The sequence below is a fragment of the Oryzomicrobium terrae genome, assembly GCF_008274805.1.
Lineage (GTDB): Bacteria > Pseudomonadota > Gammaproteobacteria > Burkholderiales > Rhodocyclaceae > Oryzomicrobium > Oryzomicrobium terrae.
The window spans coordinates 2,134,956-2,156,525 of sequence record NZ_CP022579.1 but is presented as its reverse complement, the minus strand read 5'-3'; the positions used below and the strand labels follow the sequence as shown (position 1 = coordinate 2,156,525).

General features: G+C 67.8%; 19 protein-coding genes. 18 read left to right on the top strand and 1 reads right to left on the bottom strand.

Annotated elements, in window-relative coordinates:
• Positions 1–76 precede the first annotated feature (76 nt).
• From OTERR_RS09830 to OTERR_RS09815, 4 genes are read left to right on the top strand one after another with little or no spacing between them, the layout of a single operon-like run.
• Positions 77–1,987, top strand: coding sequence for a DUF294 nucleotidyltransferase-like domain-containing protein (locus OTERR_RS09830; protein ID WP_054621376.1), 1,911 nt, complete (start codon positions 77–79; stop codon positions 1,985–1,987).
• A 10-nt stretch (positions 1,988–1,997) separates the two neighbouring features.
• Positions 1,998–2,708 (top strand): 3'-5' exonuclease, encoded by a 711-nt coding sequence (locus OTERR_RS09825; protein ID WP_149425639.1) that lies wholly within the window; start codon positions 1,998–2,000, stop codon positions 2,706–2,708.
• Positions 2,709–2,721: 13 nt separating this feature from the next.
• Positions 2,722–4,809, top strand: a complete 2,088-nt coding sequence (locus OTERR_RS09820; protein WP_187775212.1) for a sodium:solute symporter family protein — start codon at positions 2,722–2,724, stop codon at positions 4,807–4,809.
• Positions 4,810–5,073, top strand: coding sequence for a DUF4212 domain-containing protein (locus OTERR_RS09815; protein ID WP_054621375.1), 264 nt, complete (start codon positions 4,810–4,812; stop codon positions 5,071–5,073).
• 207 nt (positions 5,074–5,280) lie between these two features.
• On the opposite strand, the gene OTERR_RS16160 is transcribed toward OTERR_RS09815, so the two are convergent.
• Positions 5,281–6,057, bottom strand: coding sequence for a tetratricopeptide repeat protein (locus OTERR_RS16160; protein ID WP_149425638.1), 777 nt, complete (start codon positions 6,055–6,057; stop codon positions 5,281–5,283).
• 6 nt (positions 6,058–6,063) lie between these two features.
• Between OTERR_RS16160 and OTERR_RS16155 the strand changes: the two genes are divergently transcribed.
• The 14 genes from OTERR_RS16155 to OTERR_RS09740 all read left to right on the top strand — a co-directional run bounded on the left by OTERR_RS16155 (position 6,064) and on the right by OTERR_RS09740 (position 21,570).
• Complete coding sequence (locus OTERR_RS16155) at positions 6,064–6,249, top strand: hypothetical protein (RefSeq protein WP_223115924.1); 186 nt, start codon at positions 6,064–6,066, stop codon at positions 6,247–6,249.
• 102 nt (positions 6,250–6,351) lie between these two features.
• A complete protein-coding gene (gene epsL / locus OTERR_RS09800; protein WP_149425636.1) occupies positions 6,352–7,593 on the top strand; it encodes an XrtB/PEP-CTERM-associated polysaccharide biosynthesis outer membrane protein EpsL in 1,242 nt (413 codons plus the stop codon).
• Positions 7,594–7,917: 324 nt separating this feature from the next.
• A complete protein-coding gene (locus OTERR_RS09795) occupies positions 7,918–8,937 on the top strand; it encodes an EpsD family peptidyl-prolyl cis-trans isomerase (protein WP_149425635.1) in 1,020 nt (339 codons plus the stop codon).
• A 65-nt stretch (positions 8,938–9,002) separates the two neighbouring features.
• On the top strand, positions 9,003–9,926 hold the full coding sequence (gene epsE / locus OTERR_RS09790) for a polysaccharide export protein EpsE (protein ID WP_082396998.1): 924 nt from the start codon (positions 9,003–9,005) through the stop codon (positions 9,924–9,926).
• 18 nt (positions 9,927–9,944) lie between these two features.
• Positions 9,945–11,387, top strand: a complete 1,443-nt coding sequence (gene epsF / locus OTERR_RS09785) for a chain length determinant protein EpsF (RefSeq protein ID WP_054621370.1) — start codon at positions 9,945–9,947, stop codon at positions 11,385–11,387.
• A gap of 33 nt (positions 11,388–11,420) precedes the next feature.
• Complete coding sequence (epsG, locus tag OTERR_RS09780) at positions 11,421–12,329, top strand: chain length determinant protein tyrosine kinase EpsG (protein WP_246154110.1); 909 nt, start codon at positions 11,421–11,423, stop codon at positions 12,327–12,329.
• 7 nt (positions 12,330–12,336) lie between these two features.
• On the top strand, positions 12,337–13,308 hold the full coding sequence (xrtB, locus tag OTERR_RS09775) for an exosortase B (protein WP_149425634.1): 972 nt from the start codon (positions 12,337–12,339) through the stop codon (positions 13,306–13,308).
• Positions 13,308–14,039, top strand: a complete 732-nt coding sequence (gene epsI / locus OTERR_RS09770) for an exosortase-associated protein EpsI, B-type (protein WP_082396994.1) — start codon at positions 13,308–13,310, stop codon at positions 14,037–14,039. The genes xrtB and epsI overlap by 1 nt, the downstream gene beginning before the upstream one ends.
• Positions 14,040–14,059: 20 nt before the next feature.
• On the top strand, positions 14,060–15,820 hold the full coding sequence (locus tag OTERR_RS09765) for a hypothetical protein (RefSeq protein ID WP_149425633.1): 1,761 nt from the start codon (positions 14,060–14,062) through the stop codon (positions 15,818–15,820).
• Complete coding sequence (locus tag OTERR_RS09760) at positions 15,801–16,871, top strand: glycosyltransferase family 2 protein (protein WP_149425632.1); 1,071 nt, start codon at positions 15,801–15,803, stop codon at positions 16,869–16,871. The genes OTERR_RS09765 and OTERR_RS09760 overlap by 20 nt, the downstream gene beginning before the upstream one ends.
• Before the next feature lie 24 nt (positions 16,872–16,895).
• Entirely contained in the window at positions 16,896–18,452 is a 1,557-nt protein-coding gene (locus OTERR_RS16595) for a lipopolysaccharide biosynthesis protein (RefSeq protein WP_149425631.1), read from the top strand.
• A gap of 60 nt (positions 18,453–18,512) precedes the next feature.
• A complete protein-coding gene (locus OTERR_RS16150) occupies positions 18,513–19,622 on the top strand; it encodes a nitroreductase family protein (protein WP_223115921.1) in 1,110 nt (369 codons plus the stop codon).
• An 80-nt stretch (positions 19,623–19,702) separates the two neighbouring features.
• The gene (locus OTERR_RS09745; RefSeq protein ID WP_149425630.1) at positions 19,703–21,121 is read left to right on the top strand and encodes a polysaccharide pyruvyl transferase family protein; all 1,419 of its coding nucleotides are present in this window, start codon (positions 19,703–19,705) and stop codon (positions 21,119–21,121) included.
• Entirely contained in the window at positions 21,118–21,570 is a 453-nt protein-coding gene (locus OTERR_RS09740; RefSeq protein ID WP_223115920.1) for a serine O-acetyltransferase, read from the top strand. The genes OTERR_RS09745 and OTERR_RS09740 overlap by 4 nt, the downstream gene beginning before the upstream one ends.

Genomic DNA, 21,570 nt, shown 5'->3' with positions numbered 1-21,570 from the left:
GAGGCCAGGGGTTGCCTCCGCCGCGGTAACCGCGGCATGGCGCAGCAGTGGCGGATCAAGGGAGAATAGGCAGACCATGAGCAACAGCGCGACCCAGATGCTGGTGAAGGCGACAGCGGATTCCCTGCGCCAGCACTCCCCCTTCGACCGCATGGAGCCCGAGGCCCTGCGCTTTCTCGCCGAGCGGGCCAAGCTGGGCTACTTTGCCAAGGACACCCGCATCCTGACGCCGGAATCCGGGCCGCCCAAGACCTTCTACATCATTCAGCGCGGCAAGGTCGGTGCCAGCCAGGTGGGAGAGGTGAACGTCACCGAGTACTCCAGCCTGACCCTGGGGGTAGGGGAGTGCTTCCCCATCGGCGCGGTGACCGCCCAGCGGGCCTCGACCAACCTCTACGCGGCTCTCGAAGACACCTTCTGCTACCAGCTCGACGCCGACGATTTCTTCGCGCTGATGCGCATGAGCCAGGTCTTCAACCTGTTCTGCACCCAGTACATCGCCTCTCTGCTCAACCAGTCGCGCAAGCAGTTGCAGGTCCAGTTCGCCCAGCGGGCGGCGGAGCAGCAGACCCTCAACACCTCCCTGGCCAACCTGCTCAAGCGCCCACCGGTGACCGTCACCGCCGCCGCCACCCTGCGCCAGGTGCTGGAAAACATGGCCGAGGAGCACTTGGGCTCGATGGTGGTGGTGGACGAGCAGAGCAAGCCCATCGGCATCTTCACCCAGAGCGACCTGCTGAAGCGGGTGGTGCTGCCCGGTGTTTCCCTGGAAAGCCCCATCACCGCGGTGATGACGGCCCACCCCCACACCCTGCACCTGGGGGCCACCGCCTACGACGCGGCCCTGGCCATGGCCATGCACGGCATTCGCCACGTGCTCGGGGTGGACGGGGACGGAAAATTGCAGGGGGTGATTTCCGAGCGCGACCTGTTCACCCTGCAGCGGGTGGGCCTGCGCCAGATCCGCCAGTCGATCGAGAAGGCGCCGGACATGGCGACCCTCAAGCAGGCCAGCGAGGACGTGGCCCAATTGGCCATGAACATGCTCGCCCAGGGCGTTGGCGCCGAGCAGCTGACCCAGTTCATCTCGGCCCTCAACGACACCCTGACCCGGCGCATCATCGAACTGGCCCTGGTGCGTCACGACCTCTACGGCATCGAGTGGGCCTGGCTGTCCTTCGGTTCCGAGGGGCGCGAGGAACAGACCTTCTGCACCGACCAGGACAACGGGATCATCTACGTCTGCCCGGACACCATGGACCGGGAGCAGCTGCAACTGCGCCTGCTGGAGTTCGCCCGGGACGTGAACGACGACCTGGATGCCTGCGGCTTCCCGCGCTGCAAGGGCAACATCATGGCCAGCAACCCGGAATGGTGCCTGACCCTGGAGGAGTGGCAGGAACGCTTCTTCGACTGGATCCGCAAGCCCCACCCGGTGGCCCTGCTCAACGCCACCATCTTCTTCGACTTCCGCCCCCTCTACGGCAAAGGCTATCTGGCCGACCGGCTGCGCCTGGCCCTGTTCAACCTGACCCAGATCAATCCTTCCTTCCTGCGCATGATGGCGGCCAACGCCCTGCAGGTGGTGCCGCCCCTGGGCAAGATCCGCGACTTCGTCACCGACCTGGAGCCCGACTACCCGGGCACCATCGACCTCAAGAAGTACGGCGCCCGCCTGTTCATCGACGTGGCCCGCATCTACTCCCTGGCCGCCGCCGTGCACAACACCAACACCGTGCAGCGTCTGCGTCAGACCGCCAACAAGCTGGGGCAGGGCCAGGACGACGTCTCGGCGGTGGTGGAAGCCTTCAACTACATCCAGCTGCTGCGCCTGCGCCACCAGCACCTGGAAACCGACGGCGGCCGCCCCGGGGACAACCGCATCGATCCGGACAAACTCAACGAGCTGGACCGGCGCATTCTCAAGGAAGCCTTCCGTCAGGCGCGCAAGCTGCAATTGCGCCTCAAGCTGGATTACCAGCTGTGAGGAGCCGGCGATGAACTGGCTGAGCAGACTGTTCAACCGGGCGCCAGCGGTGGAGCTTGCGCCGGAATTGAGTGCCCGCCTGGACCGCTGGCAGGCGCTGCCGGCCGCCGACCTGGGGCAATCCCATTACCGCAGCCGCTACGTGGTGGTGGACGTGGAGGCTTCCGGCCTCAACATGGGCAAGGACCGGCTCATCTCCATCGGCGCCGTGGCGGTGACCAACGGGGTGATCGATCCGGCCGATTCCTTCGAGGTCATCCTGCGCCAGGACGTGGTCAGCGACACCGAGAACATCCTCATCCACGGCATTGGAGGCCAAGCTCAGCAGGGCGGCGTGGATCCGGCCGAGGCCCTGCTCGCCTACCTGGACTACGTGGGCAAGGACCCCTTGGTGGCGTACCACGCCCTGTTCGACAAGACCATGATCGAGCGGGCGATGCTGCGCTACCTGGGGAAAAAGACCGACCACGCCTGGATCGACCTGGCCTGGGTGGTGCCCGAGCTGTACAAGGATCTGCTCGACGGCCACGTTGGCCTGGACCACTGGCTGGCCCTGTTCGGCATCGAGAACATCCTGCGCCACAACGCCGTCTCCGACGCCCTGGCTACCGCCATGCTGCTCCAGGTGGCGATGGCCAAGGCCTCGGTGCGCGGGTCGGAAACGCCCCAGTCCTTCATCGAAATCGAAAAGGCCCGGCGCTGGCTGCGCCGCAGCGCCTGAACAGGGAGCAGCAATGGCACGGGGCTGGTTGCGTTGGTTTGGTCCGATCCGCGGGGGTAACGGCTTCGTTCCCCAACTGCGCCGCTACTACCTGGCCTACACCCTGGGCTTCATCGCCTTCGTCCTGGCCCTGGCCGGGTTGGAACAGCTGGGCATGCCGCCGCGCTGGATCGGCTACGCGTTCCTGCTGTTCACTATCCTGCTCTACGCCACCATCGGCATCCTGTCGCGTACCTCCGACGTGACCGAGTACTACGTGGCCGGGCGGCGCGTGCCGGCCCTGTTCAACGGCATGGCCACCGGGGCCGACTGGATGAGCGCCGCCTCGTTCATCGGCCTGGCCGGCATGCTCTTTCTGTCCGGCTTCCAGGGCCTGGCCTACGTCATGGGCTGGACCGGCGGCTACGTGCTGGTGGCCTTGCTGCTGGCGCCCTACCTGCGCAAGTTCGGCCAGTACACCATTCCCGACTTTCTTGCCGCCCGCTACGGCGGCACCGTGCCACGGCTGGTGGGCGTGAGTGCCGCCATCCTGGCCTCGTTCGTCTATGTGGTGGCCCAGATTTATGGAGTTGGGCTGATCACCAGCCGCTTCGTCGGCCTGCAGTTCGAGATCGGCGTGTTCGTCGGCCTGGCCGGCATCCTGGTCTGTTCCTTCCTCGGCGGCATGCGGGCGGTGACCTGGACCCAGGTGGCCCAGTACGTGGTGCTGATCATCGCCTACCTGACCCCGGTGTGCATCCTCGGCTACAAGGTCAGCGGCAGCGTGGTCCCGCCGGTGGCCTACGGCGAGGCGGTGCAGCAGGTCTCCCGGCTGGAGGAAAAGATCTTCGACCTGCCTGCGGAAAAGGAGGCCCGGGATCTCTACCGGGCCCGGGCCGATGCCATCTACGAACGCATCGTCCGCCTGCCCGATTCCCTGGAAGAAGAGCGGGCACGGCTGACCGTCAAGCTCAACGACCTCAAGGCTAACAACGCTCTGCTGCGCGACATCGTGGCGGTGGAAAAAGCCCGCCGCGAATTGCCCCATAGCCCGGAGGAGGCCCGGGTGAAGTGGGAAGCCCAGATGCGCGAGGCGGCGGACCGGGGCGCCCAGCCGATCCGCCATGCCGAAGCTTTCCCCGAGCGACCGGAAATGGAGTCGCACTATGCCCGGCTCAACTTCCTGTCCCTGGTGTTCTGCCTGATGGTCGGCACGGCGGCCTTGCCCCACGTGCTGATGCGCTACTACACCACGCCGACGGTGCGGGAAGCACGGGAGTCGGTGTTCTGGTCCCTGTTCTTCATCCTGCTGCTCTACATCGCCGCGCCGGCCTACGCCGTGTTCGCCAAGCTGGAAGTCTTCTCCAACCTGATCAATACACCCATCATCAAGCTGCCTTCCTGGGTGGCGGCCTGGGGCAAGGTGGGGCTGGTACACATCGAGGACATCAACCGGGACGGCCTGCTGCAATGGGCCGAGCTGTCGCTCAACCCGGACGTGATCGTGCTCGCCACCCCGGAAATCGCCGGCCTGCCCTATGTGGTCTCCGGCCTGGTGGCTGCCGGCGGCCTGGCGGCGGCCCTGTCCACCGCCGACGGGCTGCTGCTGGTGATCACCAGCGCCCTGTCCCACGACGTCTATTACAAGATCTTCCGTCCCCAAGCCTCGACCCAGTGGCGGCTGGTGGTATCGAAATCCCTGTTGCTGGTGGTGGCCATCTGCGCCGCCACCCTGGCGGCGCAGCGGCCTTCCACCATCCTCTACATGGTGGCCTGGGCCTTCTCCATCGCCGGGGCGGCTTTTTTCCCCGCCCTGGTGATGGGTATCTTCTGGCGCCGCGCCAACCGGGCGGGCGCGGTGGCCGGCATGGTGGTGGGGCTGACCATCACCCTCTACTACATGGTCCGGGTCCAGTTCGACAGCATCCCCTGGCTGGGGCTGCACGGCATCGCCATGGACCCCTGGTTCGGCATCGACTCCACCGCCGCCGGGGTATGGGGGGTGCCCCTGGGCTTCATCACCATCGTGGTGGTCAGCCTGCTCACGCCGCCGCCGCCCCACGCCACCCAGAACGTGGTGACCCGGATTCGCTACCCCCGTCTTGAACGGGAGGGGTTCTAGATGAAGCTCACCCAGAAGCACCAGGAATACTGGCGCAAGAACCTGCGCATCACCGGGGTCCTGCTGGCCATCTGGTTCATCGTTACCTTCGTGGCCAGCTTCTACGCCCGGGAGTTGAACCAGGTCGTCGTCGCCGGCTTTCCCCTGGGCTTCTACATGGCCGCCCAGGGCTCCCTGGTCGTCTATGTGCTGATCATCTGGTTCTACGCCCGCTACATGAAGCGCCTCGACCGGGAATACGGGGTCAACGAAGACGAGGACTGAGCATGACCGGCGCACCCGGCCAGGGGGGCGTAGACGCGGCGGGACGTACGGGACGAGGGAGGCGGAGGTGCGTATGAATTCCGGCGGTGCTGCCCGGATCGCCGCGCCAGATAACGATCTCCAGAGGGTATGGCTGAAAAGCCGCGTCCCTATTGGGTTTCCGGGCGGCATGCCTGAAGATCGGCGCCCCGCCTAGGGTTTGGCGGATCAGCGTCCCGGTAATTCCACCACCAGGTGGGCCAGATCGGTCCGGCCGCTCTCCCGGACCAGCGCGGCGGTGTGCTGCGGGTCGAAGCGGGCCAGGCGTTCGATGATCTCCGCCACCCGCGCATCCTCGCCGGCCTGATGGCAGGCCCGCCCCAGCTGGTACCAGGCGACGCCGTTCATCGGCTGCAGCCGGGTGGCTTCCTGGAGCGCCGCAATCGCCTCGTCGGGCTTTCCCTGGCGGGCCAGTAACAGGCCCAGGCCGTACCAGGCCCGGTCCATGCCGGGCTTGAGGGCGAGGGCGCGGCGGAAGGCGGCGATGGCGTCCTCGTCGTCGCCCTCCTTATCCTTGCCGAAACCCAGGTTGAACCAGCTTTCGGCGTGGTCCGGGGCCCGTTCCACGGCGCAGGCGAACCAGGCGACGGCCTCACCCCAATCCTCGCGCCGCGCCGCCAGGTAGCCGAGCAGGCGCGGGCAGGCGGGGTCGCCGGGGCGGAAGGCGTCCGCCTCGCGGTAGGCCGCCGCCGCCCGTTCGTCGCGGCCGAAGAAATGGCACAGCCAGCCTCGGGCATAATGCCGCCAGTATTCAAGGGGCTCGAAAGTAGGGGGCTGCAGGGCCGGCTCCGGGGGCGAGGTCTCGACGACGATGCGACGATGGAAGGGGTTATGGAAGGTTTGCCGCTGATTATCAGCATCCTGCGCGCCCTCGTCGAGGTGGCCGGCATGGCGCTTCTCGGCCAGGGCGTGTTGGCTGTGCTGGCGGGCAAGACGCGGCAGCATAACCCGGTGTACCGGCTCTTCCAGCTGGTCACGGGGCCGGTGGTGCGGGCCATGCGCCGGGTCACGCCGCGTTTCATCGTCGACGCCCACGTCCCCTTGCTGACCTTCTTCGTGTTGTTCTGGCTGTGGCTGGCCCTGGCCTACGTGCGCCAGGTGCTGTGCATTGCCGGCGGAACCGGTTGCCCGGCATGAACGCCTGCCGCCCGGGGCCCCGATGCCGTTGGCAATGCCCGGCGAATCCCCTAGGATGCTGGCACTTCCACTCCTAACAATCCTCACCTCAAGGAACTGGTGATGCGTACCCGGTCTGCTTCCCTCGTCGGCTCCATTTCCCGGCCCCGCTGGACGGGCTGCTGCCTTTCCCTGGCCTTGCTGACCGGCTCCGCGCCGCTGTGGGCCGACGACCAGGATGTGGTCAACGTGGTGGCGGGGCTGTCCTCCCAGTACGACAGCAACCTCTTTCGCCTGCCCACGGGCTTCGACGCGAACCGGGTGTTCGGCAAGTCCGAGCGTTCCGACCTGATCACCGCCGGCACCCTGGGGTTGCGGGTGGATAAACCGTTCGCCTCCCAGCGCGTGACGCTGGACGCCCGCCTGGTGAACTACCGCTACGCCACCTACAGCAACCTGGATTTCACCGCCAAGAACTACACCGGCGCCTGGCGCTGGGCCTTCACCCCGAACGTGGTGGGCAACCTGACTGCCGACCGGCAGGAATTCCTCAACAGCTTCGTCGATTACCGGGATTTCTCCACCCCGCGCAACCTGCGCACCATCCGCAACGAGCGCTTCGACATGGAAGCCAATGCCCAGGGCACCTGGCGCCTGGTGGGGGCCATCGGCCAGCGTACCCAGAACAACAGCGAGAATTTCTTCCAGGACGGTGATTTCCGCCTGCGCTACTACGAAGTCGGCGGGCGCTACGTCTCCCTGGCCGGCAATTCGGTCACCCTGCTGACGCGCCAGGGCAGCGGCGACTACCTGAAGCGCCAGGCCAACCCCTTCAACCAACTCGACAGCGAATTCACCCAGAGCGAGGAAGAGTTGCGCGTGCAGTGGCAGCTCACCGGCAAGACCAGCCTGAACGCCAAGCTCAACTACGTTTCCCGGGAACATAAGAACTTTGTCAGCCGCAACTATTCCGGCACCCAGGGGCGTCTCGAATGGAACTGGGACGCCACCGCCAAGACGCGCCTGCAGCTGGTGGGCAGCCGGGACCTGGCGGCTTACCAGGACTTCTTCTCCAGCTACACGGTCACCGAAACCTACTCGGTGATCCCCTCCTGGCAGATCACCGACACCACCCTGTTGCGCCTGCAGTGGGACAACATCTACCGGGATTTCCGCGGCGGCCTGCTCAGCATCAGCCCGGCGCGCCGTGACGTGCTGCGCAACACCCAGCTGTCCCTCGACTGGAAACCCACCCGCACCATCCAGCTGAGTACCTTCATCCAGCATTACAGCCGGGTGTCCAACTTCTTCGGCTACGACTATTCCGGCAACGCCGTCGGCGTGTCGGGCCAGATTACGTTCTGATCGGCATTATTTGACGTTTCATGCATCGGGCTGCAACGGCCCGATGCGGTGGCCCACCTGGTGCCGCCTTGATTCCGCAGCGTTTTATTTGTCATTAGTCCGTCCGGACTATTTCGCCCCCGTCCCCGGCTGCATAGCATCGTTTCAGAATCTTCAGCCGCGTGGGAGAGGGGGCCCGAGCCTAGCTCAGGTGTCGCTCCCCCTGTTCGGAACGCGCGGAGCCCGCTTGTTCTGCTCCGGTTCTACCCGTCATCCATCACCGGCGGCCATCCTTGCCCGACCTTTCCGTCCCGCAGTGGCCCCGGCTTCGGGGGAGTCACTTCCATGGTTTTCCATCGGTGTCATGCACAAACGACGACCACCGCGGGCCTGCTTGCCGCCGCCTTTATCGCGCTGGCACTCGGCGGCTGCGGCGAGGAAGGGAGCGGCAAGAAGCCGGTCACTCAGCTGGCGGCCAAGGTCAATGACGATGAAATCTCCATCCACCAGATCAACACGGTGCTGACCAAGGTGGGGGGCGTACCGCCCGAGATGGTGCCCAAGGTGCGCCGGGAAGTGCTGGACCGGCTGGTGGACCAGCAGTTGGCGGTGGAGCAGGCCCTGAAGAAGAATCTGGACCGGACTCCCGAGGTGATCCAAGCCATGGAGGCGGCCAAGCGTGAAGTGCTGGCCCAGGCCTACCTGGATCAGGTGGCCGGGGCCCTGCCCAAGCCCAGCCCCGAGGAAATCTCCCGCTACTACAGCAACAATCCGCAGCTGTTCGCCAAACGCCGCATCTACAGCCTGCAAGAGCTGGCCTTTCCGGCCAAGCCGGAGCTGGTCAAGCCGCTGCAGGACATGATCGCCGAGGGTAAGAGCTTCGACGACGCAGCCAATTGGCTGCGTAGCAAGGAGGTCAAGTTCTCGGCCAGCGCCGGAGTGCGCACGGCCGAACAGGTACCCCTCGATGTCCTCGAACAGCTGTACGAGATCCGCGATGGCCGGGTGGGTGTGGTGAATACGGCCGCCACGACCTATGTCATCAAGGTCGTGGCTTCCCAGTCCGCGCCCCTGGACGAGGCCGCCGCCACGCCGCGGATTCGCCTCTTCCTCGCCAACCAACGGGCGGGGGAGGCGATCAAGAAGGAAATCGGACAGCTCCGGACCCAGGCCAAGATCGAATACCTGGGCGAGTTCTCCGCTCCCCTGGCCGCCGCTCCCAGCGTTCCCAGCGCTCCCGCCGCCCAGGCCGGGACAGGGGTCAAGGTGGCGACCACGGCCGAACCGGCCAAGGATGGCCAGACCAAGACAGACAAGGGCGCCCACGAGGCCACGGTGGCCAAGGGCGTGGCGGGTCTGAAATGAGGCTTTAACCCGGTCTGCAGCCGGGATGGCCCGGCCGGCACACCGCGGATGAACGGAGGTGGATCATGAACGGATCAACAGCCGGATGGACGAAGCGGGGGTGGCGGCATGCCCTGATCGCGGCGACGGCCCGCGGATTGCTCGGCACGGTGGCAGCATTCTTGCTGCTCGGAGTGGGGGGAGCCGGCGCCCAGCAACAGCAGGTGGCGCTCAATGCGGCAGCTCCTAGTGGTGCCGCGGCAGTGGTGGCATCCAGTACGCCCCGGGAATATCTGTTGGGCCCGGGCGACGCCATCCGCATCGTCGTGTTCCAGAACCCGGACCTGACCCTGGAAACCCGGGTTTCCGAAAACGGGGTCATCACCTACCCCCTGGTCGGGCCGGTGAAGGTCGGCGGCCTGCCCCTCGGCGAAGGCGAAAAGCGCATTGCCGATGCCCTGAAGAAGGGTGGCTTCGTGCAGATGCCCCAGGTCAACATCGTGCTGCTCCAGGTGCGCGGCAACCAGGTGGCCGTGCTCGGCCAGGTTAATCGGCCGGGGCGTTTCCCGCTCGAAACCACCAACACCCGGGTTTCCGAGGCCCTGGCCCAGGCCGGGGGGATTGCGCCGACCGGCGCCGACACGGTGATCGTCATGGGGACCCGGGACGGCAAGCCTTTCCGCCAGGAAATCGACGTCGCCTCCCTGTACCTCAACAACCAGTCCGAGGACGACATCGCCGTGGCGCCGGGGGACACCCTCTACGTGCACCGGGCGCCCATGTTCTACATCTACGGCGAGGTGCAGCGTCCCGGGGCCTATCGGGTCGAGCGCAACATGACCGTGATGCAGGCCCTGGCCCAGGGTGGCGGCCCCACCGTGCGGGGTACGGAGCGTTCGTTGCGGCTGCACCGGCGCAACGCCCAGGGCATCCTGGAAAAACTCTCGCCGGAAATGGACGAAGCGGTACGGGCCGACGACGTCCTCTATGTGCGCGAGAGCCTCTTCTGAGCCGAAAGCGGGGACGCCATGAACTTCCATCAACTCATTCTCGTCCTGCGCGCCCGCCTTCGTCTGGTGATGCTGACCCTGGCGGTGACGATGCTTGGCACCCTGGTGATCAGCCTGATCCTGCCCAAGGAATACACCGCCGGAACCTCGGTCGTGCTCGACGTCAAATCCCCCGACCCGATCGTCGGCATGGTGCTGCCGGCCTTGATCACCCCGGGCTACATGGCCACCCAGGTGGACATCGTCAATAGCGACCGGGTGGCCGAGCGGGTCGTGCGTCTGCTGCGCCTCGACGAAAGTCCGGCGGTGCGCCAGCAATGGCTCGACGAGACCGATGGCAAGGGGCAGTTGAGCACCTGGCTGGTGCAGGTGCTGCAGAAGAAGCTCGACGTCAAACCCTCCCGGGACAGCAACGTGCTCAATATCGCCTACTCGGCGATCGACCCGGGCTTTGCCGCCACGGTCGCCAATGCGTACGCCCAGGCCTACATCGACATCAACCTGGAACTCAAGGTCGAGCCGGCGCGCCAGTACGCCCTGTGGTTCGAGAAGCAGAACAAGGTGCTGCGCGAGCAGATGGAAAAGGCCCAGAAAGCCCTGTCCGAATACCAGCAACGCAGCGGCATCGTGGCGGCCGACGAGCGTCTCGATTACGAGACCAACAAGCTCAACGAGTTGTCGACCCAGTTGTCCATGGCCCAGAACCAGACGGCGGACCTGATGACCCGGCAGCGCACCGGCAGTGCCTCGGACACCTTGAACGAAGTGGTGCAGAGCCCCCTGATCAACGGCCTGAAAATCGACCTGGCGCGCCTGGAGTCCAAGCTCAAGGACACGGCGGTCAACCTGGGCACCAACCATCCCCAGTACCAGCGCCAGGAAAGCGAAATCGCCGAGCTGAAGCAGCGCATCGATGCGGAAAGCCGCCACATCGCCAACAGCGTCGGTTCCTCGGGCAAGGCCAGCCGCCTCAAGGAAGGCGAGATCGTCGCCGCCATGGAAGCGCAGAAGAAGCGGGTGCTCGAACTGCGCCGCCAGCGGGACGAACTGTCGGTGCTGCAAAAGGACCTGGAGTCGGCCCAGAAGAGCTACGACGCGGTGAGCATGCGCCTTACCCAGAGCAAGCTGGAAAGCCAGTCGATCCAGACCAATATCTCGGTGCTCACCCCGGCCACCGAACCGCTCCAGCCGTCCCGGCCCAAGATCGTCCTGAACCTGATCCTGGCCGCCTTTGCCGGCCTGCTCCTGGGCGTGTGCCTGGCCCTCACCAAGGAAGTGCGCCAGCGCCGCGTACGTTCTGCCGACGACCTGGTGGTGGCGGTGGATGCGCCCCTGATCGGTGTGCTTGCCAACGCCGCGCCGCGCATCTCGCGCTGGCGTCGCCTTGCCCGGCTGCCCGGCCGGCGTAACGGCCGCCTGATCGATGCCTCCGCGTCCGGGTTCAAGCCGGCAGGTTTCTGACCCATTCCTTCTTTCCCACTCGGGAGAATTTCCATGGACATGAATGCCGCCTATATCGTCCCCGGTGGTCGCCCGCCGCCGGGAGGCGCAGGCAATGACCGGGCCATGGGAGCCATCCTGGTGGATGCGGGTCGGCTGACGCCGGAAGACGCGGAAATCATCCTGCGCAACCAGCGCGACGAGGGACTCCGCTTCGGCGATGCCGCCCTGCGTCTTGGTTTGCTAAGCGAAGAGGACATCCAGTTTGCCCTGTCGCGCCAGTTCGACTACCCCTACCTGGCGCCCGGCGATCTGAGCGTCAGCAAGGAGCTGGTGGCCGCCTTCTCGCCCTTCACCCCCCTGGTCGAGCAGCTGCGGGCCTTGCGCAGCCAGCTGATGCTGCGCTGGTTCGATGGCGAGCCGGGCTCCAGCAGCGCCCGACGCATCCTGCCCATCCTCAGCCCGGGGCACGGCGAGGGGCGCAGCTTCATCGCCGCCAACCTGGCCGTGGTGTTTTCCCAGTTGGGGGAGCGCACCCTGCTGATCGACGCCGACCTGCGGTCGCCGCATCAGGCCGATATCTTCCACCTGGAAAACCGGGTCGGCTTGTCCTCGATCCTGGCCGGACGCGCCGGGCTGGCGGATGCGGTGGTGCGCATCGGCGCCCTGGTGGATCTGTCCGTGCTGCCGTCCGGGCCGATTCCGCCCAATCCCCAGGAATTGCTCTCCCGGCCCCAGTTCAACTCCCTGCTCAACGACGTAGCCTGCAACTTCGACGTGATCCTGCTCGATACGCCGGCGGCGGCCCTCTATGCCGATGCCAGCGCCCTGGCGGGGCGGGCCGGCGGCGCGGTGCTGGTAGCGCGCAAGGGCATGACCCTGGCCGCCGACCTGGCCGGGCTGGGACGCTCCTTGCAGCAAGCCGGCATTGCCGTGGTGGGCACGGTCCTCAACGACGATTGATGCCGCCATGTCCCGCTCCGTGGCCTCCTATCCGGTGCCTGCCCTGGTGATCCATGCCGACAGCGGCCGTCCGCGGAGCGGGGAGACTCCCCGGGCCCCGCGGCGCTGGCTGGAGTGGCTGCCCCTGGCGATCGGCCTGGCCGTCCTCTACCTGCCATCCTGGATCGGCCTGGCCCGGGGACTGTGGCAGACCGACGAGCAGGCCCACGGCCCCATCGTTCTGGCCGTGGCCCTCTGGCTGATGTGGCAGAAGCGCAGCCGCCTCGCGGCCGTGTTGCCCCAGCCGCGGCCCGTGGCCGGCTGGACCTTGCTGGTCTTCGGCTTGGCCTGCTACGTGCTCGGACGTTCCCAGGACATCCTCTTGTTCGAGGTGTCGTCCCTCATCCCGGTGCTGGCGGGGGTGCTCCTGCTCTACCTGGGGGGCGCGGCGGTGCGCCTGCTCTGGTTTCCCCTGTTCTTCCTGATCTTCATGGTGCCGATCCCCGAGGCCATCCTCGATGCCCTGACCAGTCCGCTCAAGCAGGCGGTGTCGTTCCTGGCGGAGCGGCTGCTCTACGCCGCCGGCTATCCGGTGGGGCGGACCGGGGTGATGCTCACGGTCGGGCAATACCAGTTGCTGGTGGCCGATGCCTGCTCCGGGCTCAATTCCATGTACAGCCTGAGCGCCCTGGGGCTGCTCTACCTGCACCTGATGGGGTATGCCGGGTTCTGGCGCAACGCGCTGCTGATTGCCGCCATCCTGCCGGTGGCCTTCGTCGCCAATGTGATCCGGGTGATGTTCCTGGTGCTGATCACCTACCACTTCGGCGATGCGGCCGGGCAGGGCTTCATCCACGGCTTTTCCGGCATGGTGCTGTTCGTCATCGCCCTGCTCATCCTGATGCTGCTGGACAGCCTCCTGGGGATGTTCTTTCGCCGTGCGAAAGCGGCGCAGGGCGGTCCGCCGCCGTCCCGGGCATGGCGCCAGGAGGCTTCGTGATGACACGGCGCGGCGTGTTCTGGCAAAGCCTGCTGGCCGGGGGACTGATGCTCCTGGCGGCGGGGGCGGCGGTGCTGGCCAAACCGACGGTGCGGGCGGCGGATAACCGCTTTTCCTTGGAGCAGGCCATTCCCGAGCAGTTCGGTGACTGGCAGCTGGACCGTACGGTGATCCCGGTGGCGCCGGCCCCTGAGGTGCTGGCCACCCTGAACCGGATCTACAGTCAGACCCTGGGGCGCACCTACGTCAATTCCCGGGGGCAGCGCATCATGCTGTCGGTGGCCTATGGCGGCGACCAGAGCGATGGCATGCGCGCCCACCGGCCCGAGGTGTGCTACGTGGCCCAGGGCTTCGAAGTCTCGGCCAAGCGCCGGGAGATGGTGCGGGCCGGCGCCCTGTCCATCGCCACCCGCCAGCTTACCGCGCGGCAGCAGGAGCGGATCGAGCCGATCACCTACTGGATGGTGGTGGGCGACCGGGTGGTGGGCAGCGGCATGGAACAGAAGCTGGCCCAGCTGGCCTCCGGGTTTCGCGGCGTGGTGCCGGACGGCGTGCTGATGCGGGTGTCGAGCATCGACCCCTCGCCGGAACATGCCTGGCAACTACATGCCGCGTTCATCGATGCCCTGTATCCCGCCATCGATCCGGCTCAGCGGCGGCGTTTCTTCGGCGCGCCGGAGCCGGGCGGCAGCGTCCAGGCTGCCGCGCCGGCCGCGGTGGCGGTGCGCTGAGGCGAGGGGGGGAGTGCACCATGGCCACGTTACCGCAATGGTTCACCCGCACGGCCCGGCCGCGCGCGCCGGTCTGGATGCCGGGCCATCCGGCTGGTCCGGCCCAGGGAAAATCCTGGGGTGGGCTGCTTGCCCTGGTCTTCCAGGGGGCGCTGCTGATCGGGGTGTCCCTGTTCCTGGGGGTGGGCATCGGCATGATCGGTCTGCCCTTCGCCCTGCTCACCGTCGGGCTGCTGGCGGGAACGCTGCTGCTATTCGTACCGATTTCCTGGCTGTTGCTGCTGCTCCTGGTGGCGACCTATCTGGTCACGGGACAGCTGGAGTACTTCGCCCACATCAACCGGGCCTTCTGGATTCCCTATCTGCTCGGCCTGCTGCTCTTCGTGCGCATTCCCATCGACCTGGCCGGCCGGGCCTTCTTCGGCCAGCACCGCCACTACGGGCCGACTCCGGGGCGGCCCCGCTCGCTCAATTCGATCAGCGTCGTCCTCGGCCTGTTCTTCCTGGTCGCCCTGGTGGCCTCCTTGATCGACAGCGCGCCTCTGCTCCAGGTGCTGGTCAGCATCAAGGAATACCTGTTTCTGTGGAGCCTGTTCTTTGCCGTCGGCCTCGGGCTGGTGTCCGACGTTTTCCTGCGGCGGCTCTGGTGGTGCCTGTTGGCCTATGTGCCGGCCCAGCTGCCGGTGGTGCTCTACCAGCGCTTCGTCGTTTCTTCGCGGCGCGGCGATGGCACCTCCTGGGACGCGGTGGTGGGGCTGTTCGGTGGCAATCCGGATGGGGGGGGCGCCAGCGGCGCCATGGCCCTGTTCCTGGTGATCATGTCCCTGCTGGTGATCTCCCTGTGGCGCAATCGCCTGGTGCCGCTCTGGACCGTCCTGATGCTGGTCGGCACGGCCCTGGTGTGCATCGCCCTGGCCGAGGTCAAGTTCGCCATCCTGATGATTCCCCTGGGGGTCATGCTGCTCTACCGGCGCGAGATGCTGCACCACCCTTTGCGCACCTTGGCGGCTCTAGTGCTCGCGGTCAGCCTGTCCGGCGGGCTGTTGGTGGCCTACAAGACCCAGTTCAGCGACGGCAAGGGGGTGGGCCATACCACCCTGAGCGAATACGTGACCCAATCCTTCGAGCGCTCTTCCGACGCGGATTTCGTCAATCCCATGACCGGCGAAATGAGCCGGGTGGCGGCCCTCAAGTACTGGTGGCAGCGCCATGACCTGAACGACCCGGTGGAGTTTTTCCTCGGCCACGGCATCGGCGCCTCGCGCATCGGCCTGGTGGGGGGCGAGGTCGCCCGCCAGCTGAGCTTTCGCATCGACCGTTCGACCCTGGCCATCTACCTGTGGGAAATCGGCGTGCTCGGGGTGCTGGTTGTGATCGGACTGCTTTTGCTCGGCGCCTGGCAGGCCGGGCGGCTGGCCTGCCTGCCGGATGAAACCCATCTTCCCCCCGGCGAAGGTCACGGGATCGGCACCTTCGAGCGGGCGGTGTGCGCCGCCATCTCCGCCTCCCTGCTCCTGCTGATCCTGGAGTTGCCCTACAACACCGACTTTGCCAACGTGCCCCAGATGCAGTTGCTGATCGCCCTGATGCTTGGCCAGGTGGTCATGCTGGCCGCCCGGGTTCCCCCCGGAGTACTGGCCCGGGCGGCACGCCAGCCGATTTCCCGTCCGCCGACGCCATTCCTGCCGGTGTTCACCCCGTCCACCCGCTCGGCCACCGCCTGGGTGCCGAGCGCCCGCCTGGCCCGGGAGTCCCCCGCCCATGCTCTCCATCGTCATTAAGACCCTCAATGAGGAGGGCAAGGTCGCCCGGGCGATCGAGTCGGCCCTGGCTGCGGGTGCGGAATGGACGCGCCAGTTCGGCGAGCCGGTCCAGGTCGTGGTGGCCGATTCCCGCTCCAGTGACGCCACAGTGGCGGTGGCCAGCCGCTACGCCGTGGACGTGGTGCAGTTGCCCCCGGAAGTAGAGCGGGGCTGCGGGGCCGGGGTGCAGTTGGGTTATCAGGCCAGCCAGGGCGATTACCTCTACCTGCTCGACGGCGACATGGAATTGAATACCGACTTTCCCGTCGCCGCCCGCCGCCGGCTCGACGCCGAGCCGACCCTGGCCGGGGTCGCCGGTACCCTGGCCGACAACCGGGTGCGCAACGGCGTGGATCGGCTGCGGGTGAGCAGCGGCGAGGGGGCCCGTATCGGCCGCCTGCCCTGGCTCAACGGCGGCGGCCTGTACCGCCGTCGCGCCATCGCCGCTGCCGGCGGCTACGCGGCGGACCCCAATCTCAAGGCTTACGAAGAGGCCGAGCTGGGCATGCGCCTGGCCGCCGCCGGCTGGTCCCTGGAGCGCCTGCCCCTGCCCGCCGTGCGCCATACCGGCCACGACCTGGACACCCTGGCCCTGCTGGCCCGGCACTGGCGCAGCGGCCGGGCCATGGCCGCCGGCGTGCTGCTGCGCAGCGCCTGGGGACAACCCTGGTGGTGGGCGGCGGTGCGTCTGCTTATCCACCCCCTGGCGATCCTGCTGTGGTGGCTGGGCGGGCTGGCCGGTGCACTCCTGCTGGTGCTGTTGTGCTCGGCCCGGGGCGAGGCGGCGCAACTGCCGCTGGCCCTGGCCCTGTGGTCGGCCTTGCTGCTGGCCGTGCTGGCGGGGGCCGCCCTGGCCCTGGCCTGGCGGCGGCGCAGCCTGAGCCACGTGGCCCTGTCGCTCTACCACTGGCATTACGGCGCCCTGGCCATCGTGCTCGGCGCTCTCCGTCCGCAACGCTCCCCGGCCAGCCCCCTGCCGGTGCGGGTGCTGCACCAGCCGCCGACGCACCAGGCGCCCCGGGCGGCATGAGAACGGAATTGGACGGACGATGCCATGGCCGCCACCATGAACATGGGGGTTCCCTACACCCTGGGGCGGGCCCGTAGCAGCCTGATCCATTTCGGCCTGGGCAAGGTCGCCGCCGCCCTGACCGGCCTGGTACTGCTGCTGGTGTTGGTACGCGCCCTGGCGCCCCGGGATTACGGCGCCTACGTGGCCCTCCTGGCGTTTCTCGAAATCTTCTACCTGCTCACCGGTTGGGGCCTGTCCACCATTGCCCAGCGCTACGTGGCCGAATACCGGGTGAAGGCCAGTCCGGGCCGTTTTCGTACCTTCATCCTGCGGCTGCTCGCCCTGCGTCTGGCCCTGGCCCTGGGCTTCGTCGCCCTGATCGCCGGCGTGGCCCTGGCCGGATTGGAGCAGGGCTGGATTGCTCGGGAAGGGCCGGTCGCGGCCCTGGGCGGCCCCCTGCTCGGCGGCACCGTGGCCCTGCTGGTGGCGGGCGTCATGGTGCGCTTTCTCGACGAACTGTTTGCCGCTCTGCTCATGCAGGGCGCCACCCAGGGCCTGCTCTTCTTGCGCAACGCCGTCCGCCTGGCGGCCCTGGTCGCCCTGATGGGCGGCGGGCCAGTGGCGCTGCATGCCCTGGTGCTGCTGGAGGCCCTGGTGCAGTTAGGCTCGGTCGTACTCGGGGCGGGGCTGCTGGCCGGCCATCTTCATAGCAACGCCGTGTCGGGCGGCGATCCCCATTACGCCAATCCCCGCCTGGCCAGCGTGTCCCTGCGTTTTTTCCTGGTTCAGGCCCTGGGTCAGTTGTACGGGGCCGACATCCTCAAACTGCTGACCACCCGCCTCCTGGGGGTAACCCAGACCGCGGTGTTCGGCTTTGCCCAGGCCTTCGCCGACATCATCCGCAGCTACCTGCCGGCCTACCTGCTGACCGGCTGGATCCGTCCCCTGCTGGTGGCGCGCTACGTGGAGCGTCGCGACACGGCGGAACTGGCCTGGCTGGCCGGCCTGGCCCTCAAGCTCAACCTGTTCGTCCTGGCTCCGGTGGCGGTCTTTTTCGCCCTCGATGGGCGGGCCTTCGCCGCCCTGCTCAGCGGCGGCCGTTACGGCGATGCCGGGGCGATGCTGTTCTGGCTGGTGCTGCTGGTGGCGGTGCAGAGCGTGCACCTGGTGCTGGGTTTGGTGGCGGTGACCCTGGAACGGGCCGGCGCCAACATCGTCGCGACCTTGCTGGCAGGCCTGGCCTTGCCCTTCGCCCTGGTGTTGGCCCCCCGTTTTGGCTTGCCCGGGGTGGCCTGGTCCCTGATCGGCGGCGAGTTGCTGTGGTGCGCCACGGTGGCCCTCAGCCTGGCCCGCCATGGCCTGTTGCCGCTGCAGGTGCTGGTTGGCGGCTGGCTGCGCCTGCTGGTCGCCACCGGGGCGGCTTACCTGCTCACCACGGCGTTGCTCCCGGGGCCGGCTGTGGGCGGCTGGGCCCTGCTGGGCCACGGCCTGTTGGCCGGAGCGAGCTTTCTGACCCTGGCGGCGGGGCTGAAACCCTTTACCGGACGGGAGCGGGACGTGCTGGGCAAGGTGCTGCCGCTGCGCTGGTGGTTCTGGTAGGGCACGACGCAATCGACATCAACCCAATCCCGACCAGCATTTTTCAAAAGGAGCCGGATCATGACGGCAGGGGGAGAGGCCCAGGGCAACCTGGCGGTGGTGAACAACTGGGAAGGGGAGGGCGGCGCCTCCCTGCGCCAAACCTTGCGCCGTCTGCTGCTGGGCCTGCCCGGCGGTGCGGGACAGCGCCTGATCGGCCTGTGGCGTGGCTTGCGGACCCGCTGGCAGATGCGGCGGGCCAGCCGCTACGACCGGCTGCAGTTCCTGCGTCACTCCGGGGTGCTGGGTCACGCCGCGGCGCCGGGCAGCCGCTCCCAGGGGGTGTTGCAGGCCGCTATCCGCAAGACTTACCACCGCCTGGAAAAGGGCCTGGCCCTGTCCGAACCGCGCCCCGGCTTCGGCGCCGATGCGGTGGCGACCCTGCGCGCCGACCTGGACGAGTACCTGGCGCGTTTTGCCCCCGACACCGTCAGCCTGGAGGCGGTCAACACCCTGACCGAGTATCTGGCTTTCAACCACGGCCAGGGTCTGCCCATGCCGCGCCTGACCATGGAGGTGGAGCGGTTGCGCGCGCGCCATGCCCTCCGCCACGAGCAGGGCGGGACCCGGCTGGTGGAGCGGGAATCCCTGTGGCGCGACGCCCGCCTCGACCTGCGCGCCTTCTTTGCCGCCCGCCACAGCATCCGCCAGTTCGCGCCCCGGGCGGTGGATCTGGACCTGATCCGCGCCGCCGTGGAGATGGCCGCCCACAGCCCGTCGGTGTGCAACCGCCAGGCCGGCCAGGTGTACGTGCTCGACGACCCGGTCATCCGCGCCCAGGCCCTGGCCCTGCAGAACGGCAACCGGGGCTTTGGCCACCAGGCCGGCACGATCCTGGTCGTCACCACCCGGCTCGATTGCTTCCTCACCGTGGGCGAGCGCTACCAGCCCTGGATCGACGGCGGCCTGTTCGCCATGAGCCTGATCTATGCCCTCCATTCCCTGGGGCTGGGTACCTGTTGCCTGAACTGGAGCGTGGAGCCGGCCGCCGACCAGGCGCTCAAGGCGGCCACCGGCATTCCCGACGACCAGTGCGTCATCTTCCTGCTTGCCGTCGGGCACTTGCCCGAGCGCCTGCGGGTGACCCAGAGCCCCCGGCGGGAGGCGGGGGGGCAACTGCACGTCCTGTAGCGCCAGTGCGCCGGGATCGACCCAGATGCGGCCCGTCCGACCCTGCCGATTCCGCTCATCCTTCTCCGGAGCGACCCATCATGAGTTCCGATCCATCCACCCCGACGCCAGGAGCCGCCGTGCGCCCCCTGCGCTTTTATCTCACCGGCCAGAACAACTTCGGCAACCGGGGCTGCGAAGCCCTGGTGCGTTCCACCGTCGGCCTGGTGCGCGAGGCCCTGGGGCCGGCCGAATTCCTTGTGCCGTCCCTCGACATTCCCCGGGACAGCGCCCAGTGGCCCGACGCCAGCGCCCAGGGCGTCCGTTTCGTCGCGCCACCGCCGCTGCCACACCGCTTCGTCCATTGGGAGCGCCTGACCCGGCGCCTGCCGCTGCTCGCTCGCCTGCCCTGGCCGACCCTGTCTCCGGGGGCGGAACTGACGGGACAACTGCGCAGCTGCGATGCCGTGCTGTCGATCGGCGGCGACAACTATTCCCTGGATTACGACCTGGCCTCGCTCTTCTACTTCGTCGGCATTGCCGAGGCGGCCAAGCGCCTGGGTAAACCGGTGCTTCTGTGGGGGGCCTCGGTGGGGCCGTTCTCCCGGCTGCCGGGGGTGGAGGCGCAACTGGCCGCCCACCTGCGCCACCTCGACCTGATCGCGGTGCGCGAGAGCCATTCCCGGGATTACCTGGCCTCCCTCGGGGTACGCGACAACGTGCTCCAGGTCGCCGATTCCGCCTTCACCATGGTTCCCGAACCCCTGGAGCCCATTCCCGGCTGGCCCCGGGGCGCCCTGACCCGGAACCAGCTGGCCAGCCACGATCCGGGCATTGGCCGGGCCGGAGGGCGCGGGGTCCTGGGCCTCAACGTCAGCCCCCTGATCGAGCGGGTACGGGCCAAGGCCGGGGTGAGCGGCGACTTGCGCCGGGAAGTGGCGGAGTTCATCCGCGCCTCGGTGGCCGAGGGCTGGAGCGTGCTGCTGGTGCCCCATGTGGCGCCCCTGAGCGGCCAGGGGGGCAACAACGACCAGGTGTTCCTGGGCGAGATCCTGGCCCTGACCGGCTCCCTGGACGGCCGGGTCGGTCTGGTGACCGGCCAGCCCAACGCGCCCCAGTTGAAATACATCATCGCCTGCTGCCGCCTGTTCATCGGCGCCCGCACCCACGCCACCATCGCTGCCCTCTCCTCGGGGGTGCCCACGGTGTCGATCGCCTACAGCGTCAAGGCCCGGGGCATCAACCGGGACCTGTTCGGTCACGAGGACTACGTGCTCGACACCGCCCGGGTCAGTGCCGCGACCCTGCTGGCGGCACGCCGGCGCCTGGAAGCCGACGAGGATGGCTTGCACGCCCAGCTCGCCGAGCGCCTGCCGGAATGGCGGGCCCGGGCGCAGGCCGGGGCCGCCGCCCTGGGGCGCCTGCTCGCCGCCCGGCCCACGGGCCTCGGTGCTGGACAGGGCGGGGGGCTGGCCGCGACTGCGGCTGCGGCGCCCCTGATGCCGGAGCCGCGGCCATGATGATCCGTCTCTATCGTCTCTCGCACCTGCTGTGGCGCTGGCGGGTGCCCTTCCTGCCCTGGGCGATCAAGGTGGTGAACCGCATCGTCTTCGGCGTGGTGCTGCCGCCGTCCTGCCACCTGGGCCGTCAGGTGCTGCTCTCCTACCAGGGGCTGGGCACGGTGATCCACGGCCGGGCGTGGATCGGCGACGGCGCGGTGATTTCCACCGGTGTCACCATCGGCGGCCGCTCCGGCCACGAGGTGGTGCCAGTGATCGAGGAGGGCGCCTTCATCGGCTCCGGGGCCAAGGTGCTGGGGCCGGTGCGCATCGGCCGCTTCGCCTCGGTGGGGGCCAATGCCGTGGTGCTCGAAGACGTGCCGCCCTACGGGGTGGCGGTGGGCATTCCCGCCCGGGTCGTGCGCATCAACCGACCGGAAGACCTGCCCCGTTACGACCGTTTCTTCTGA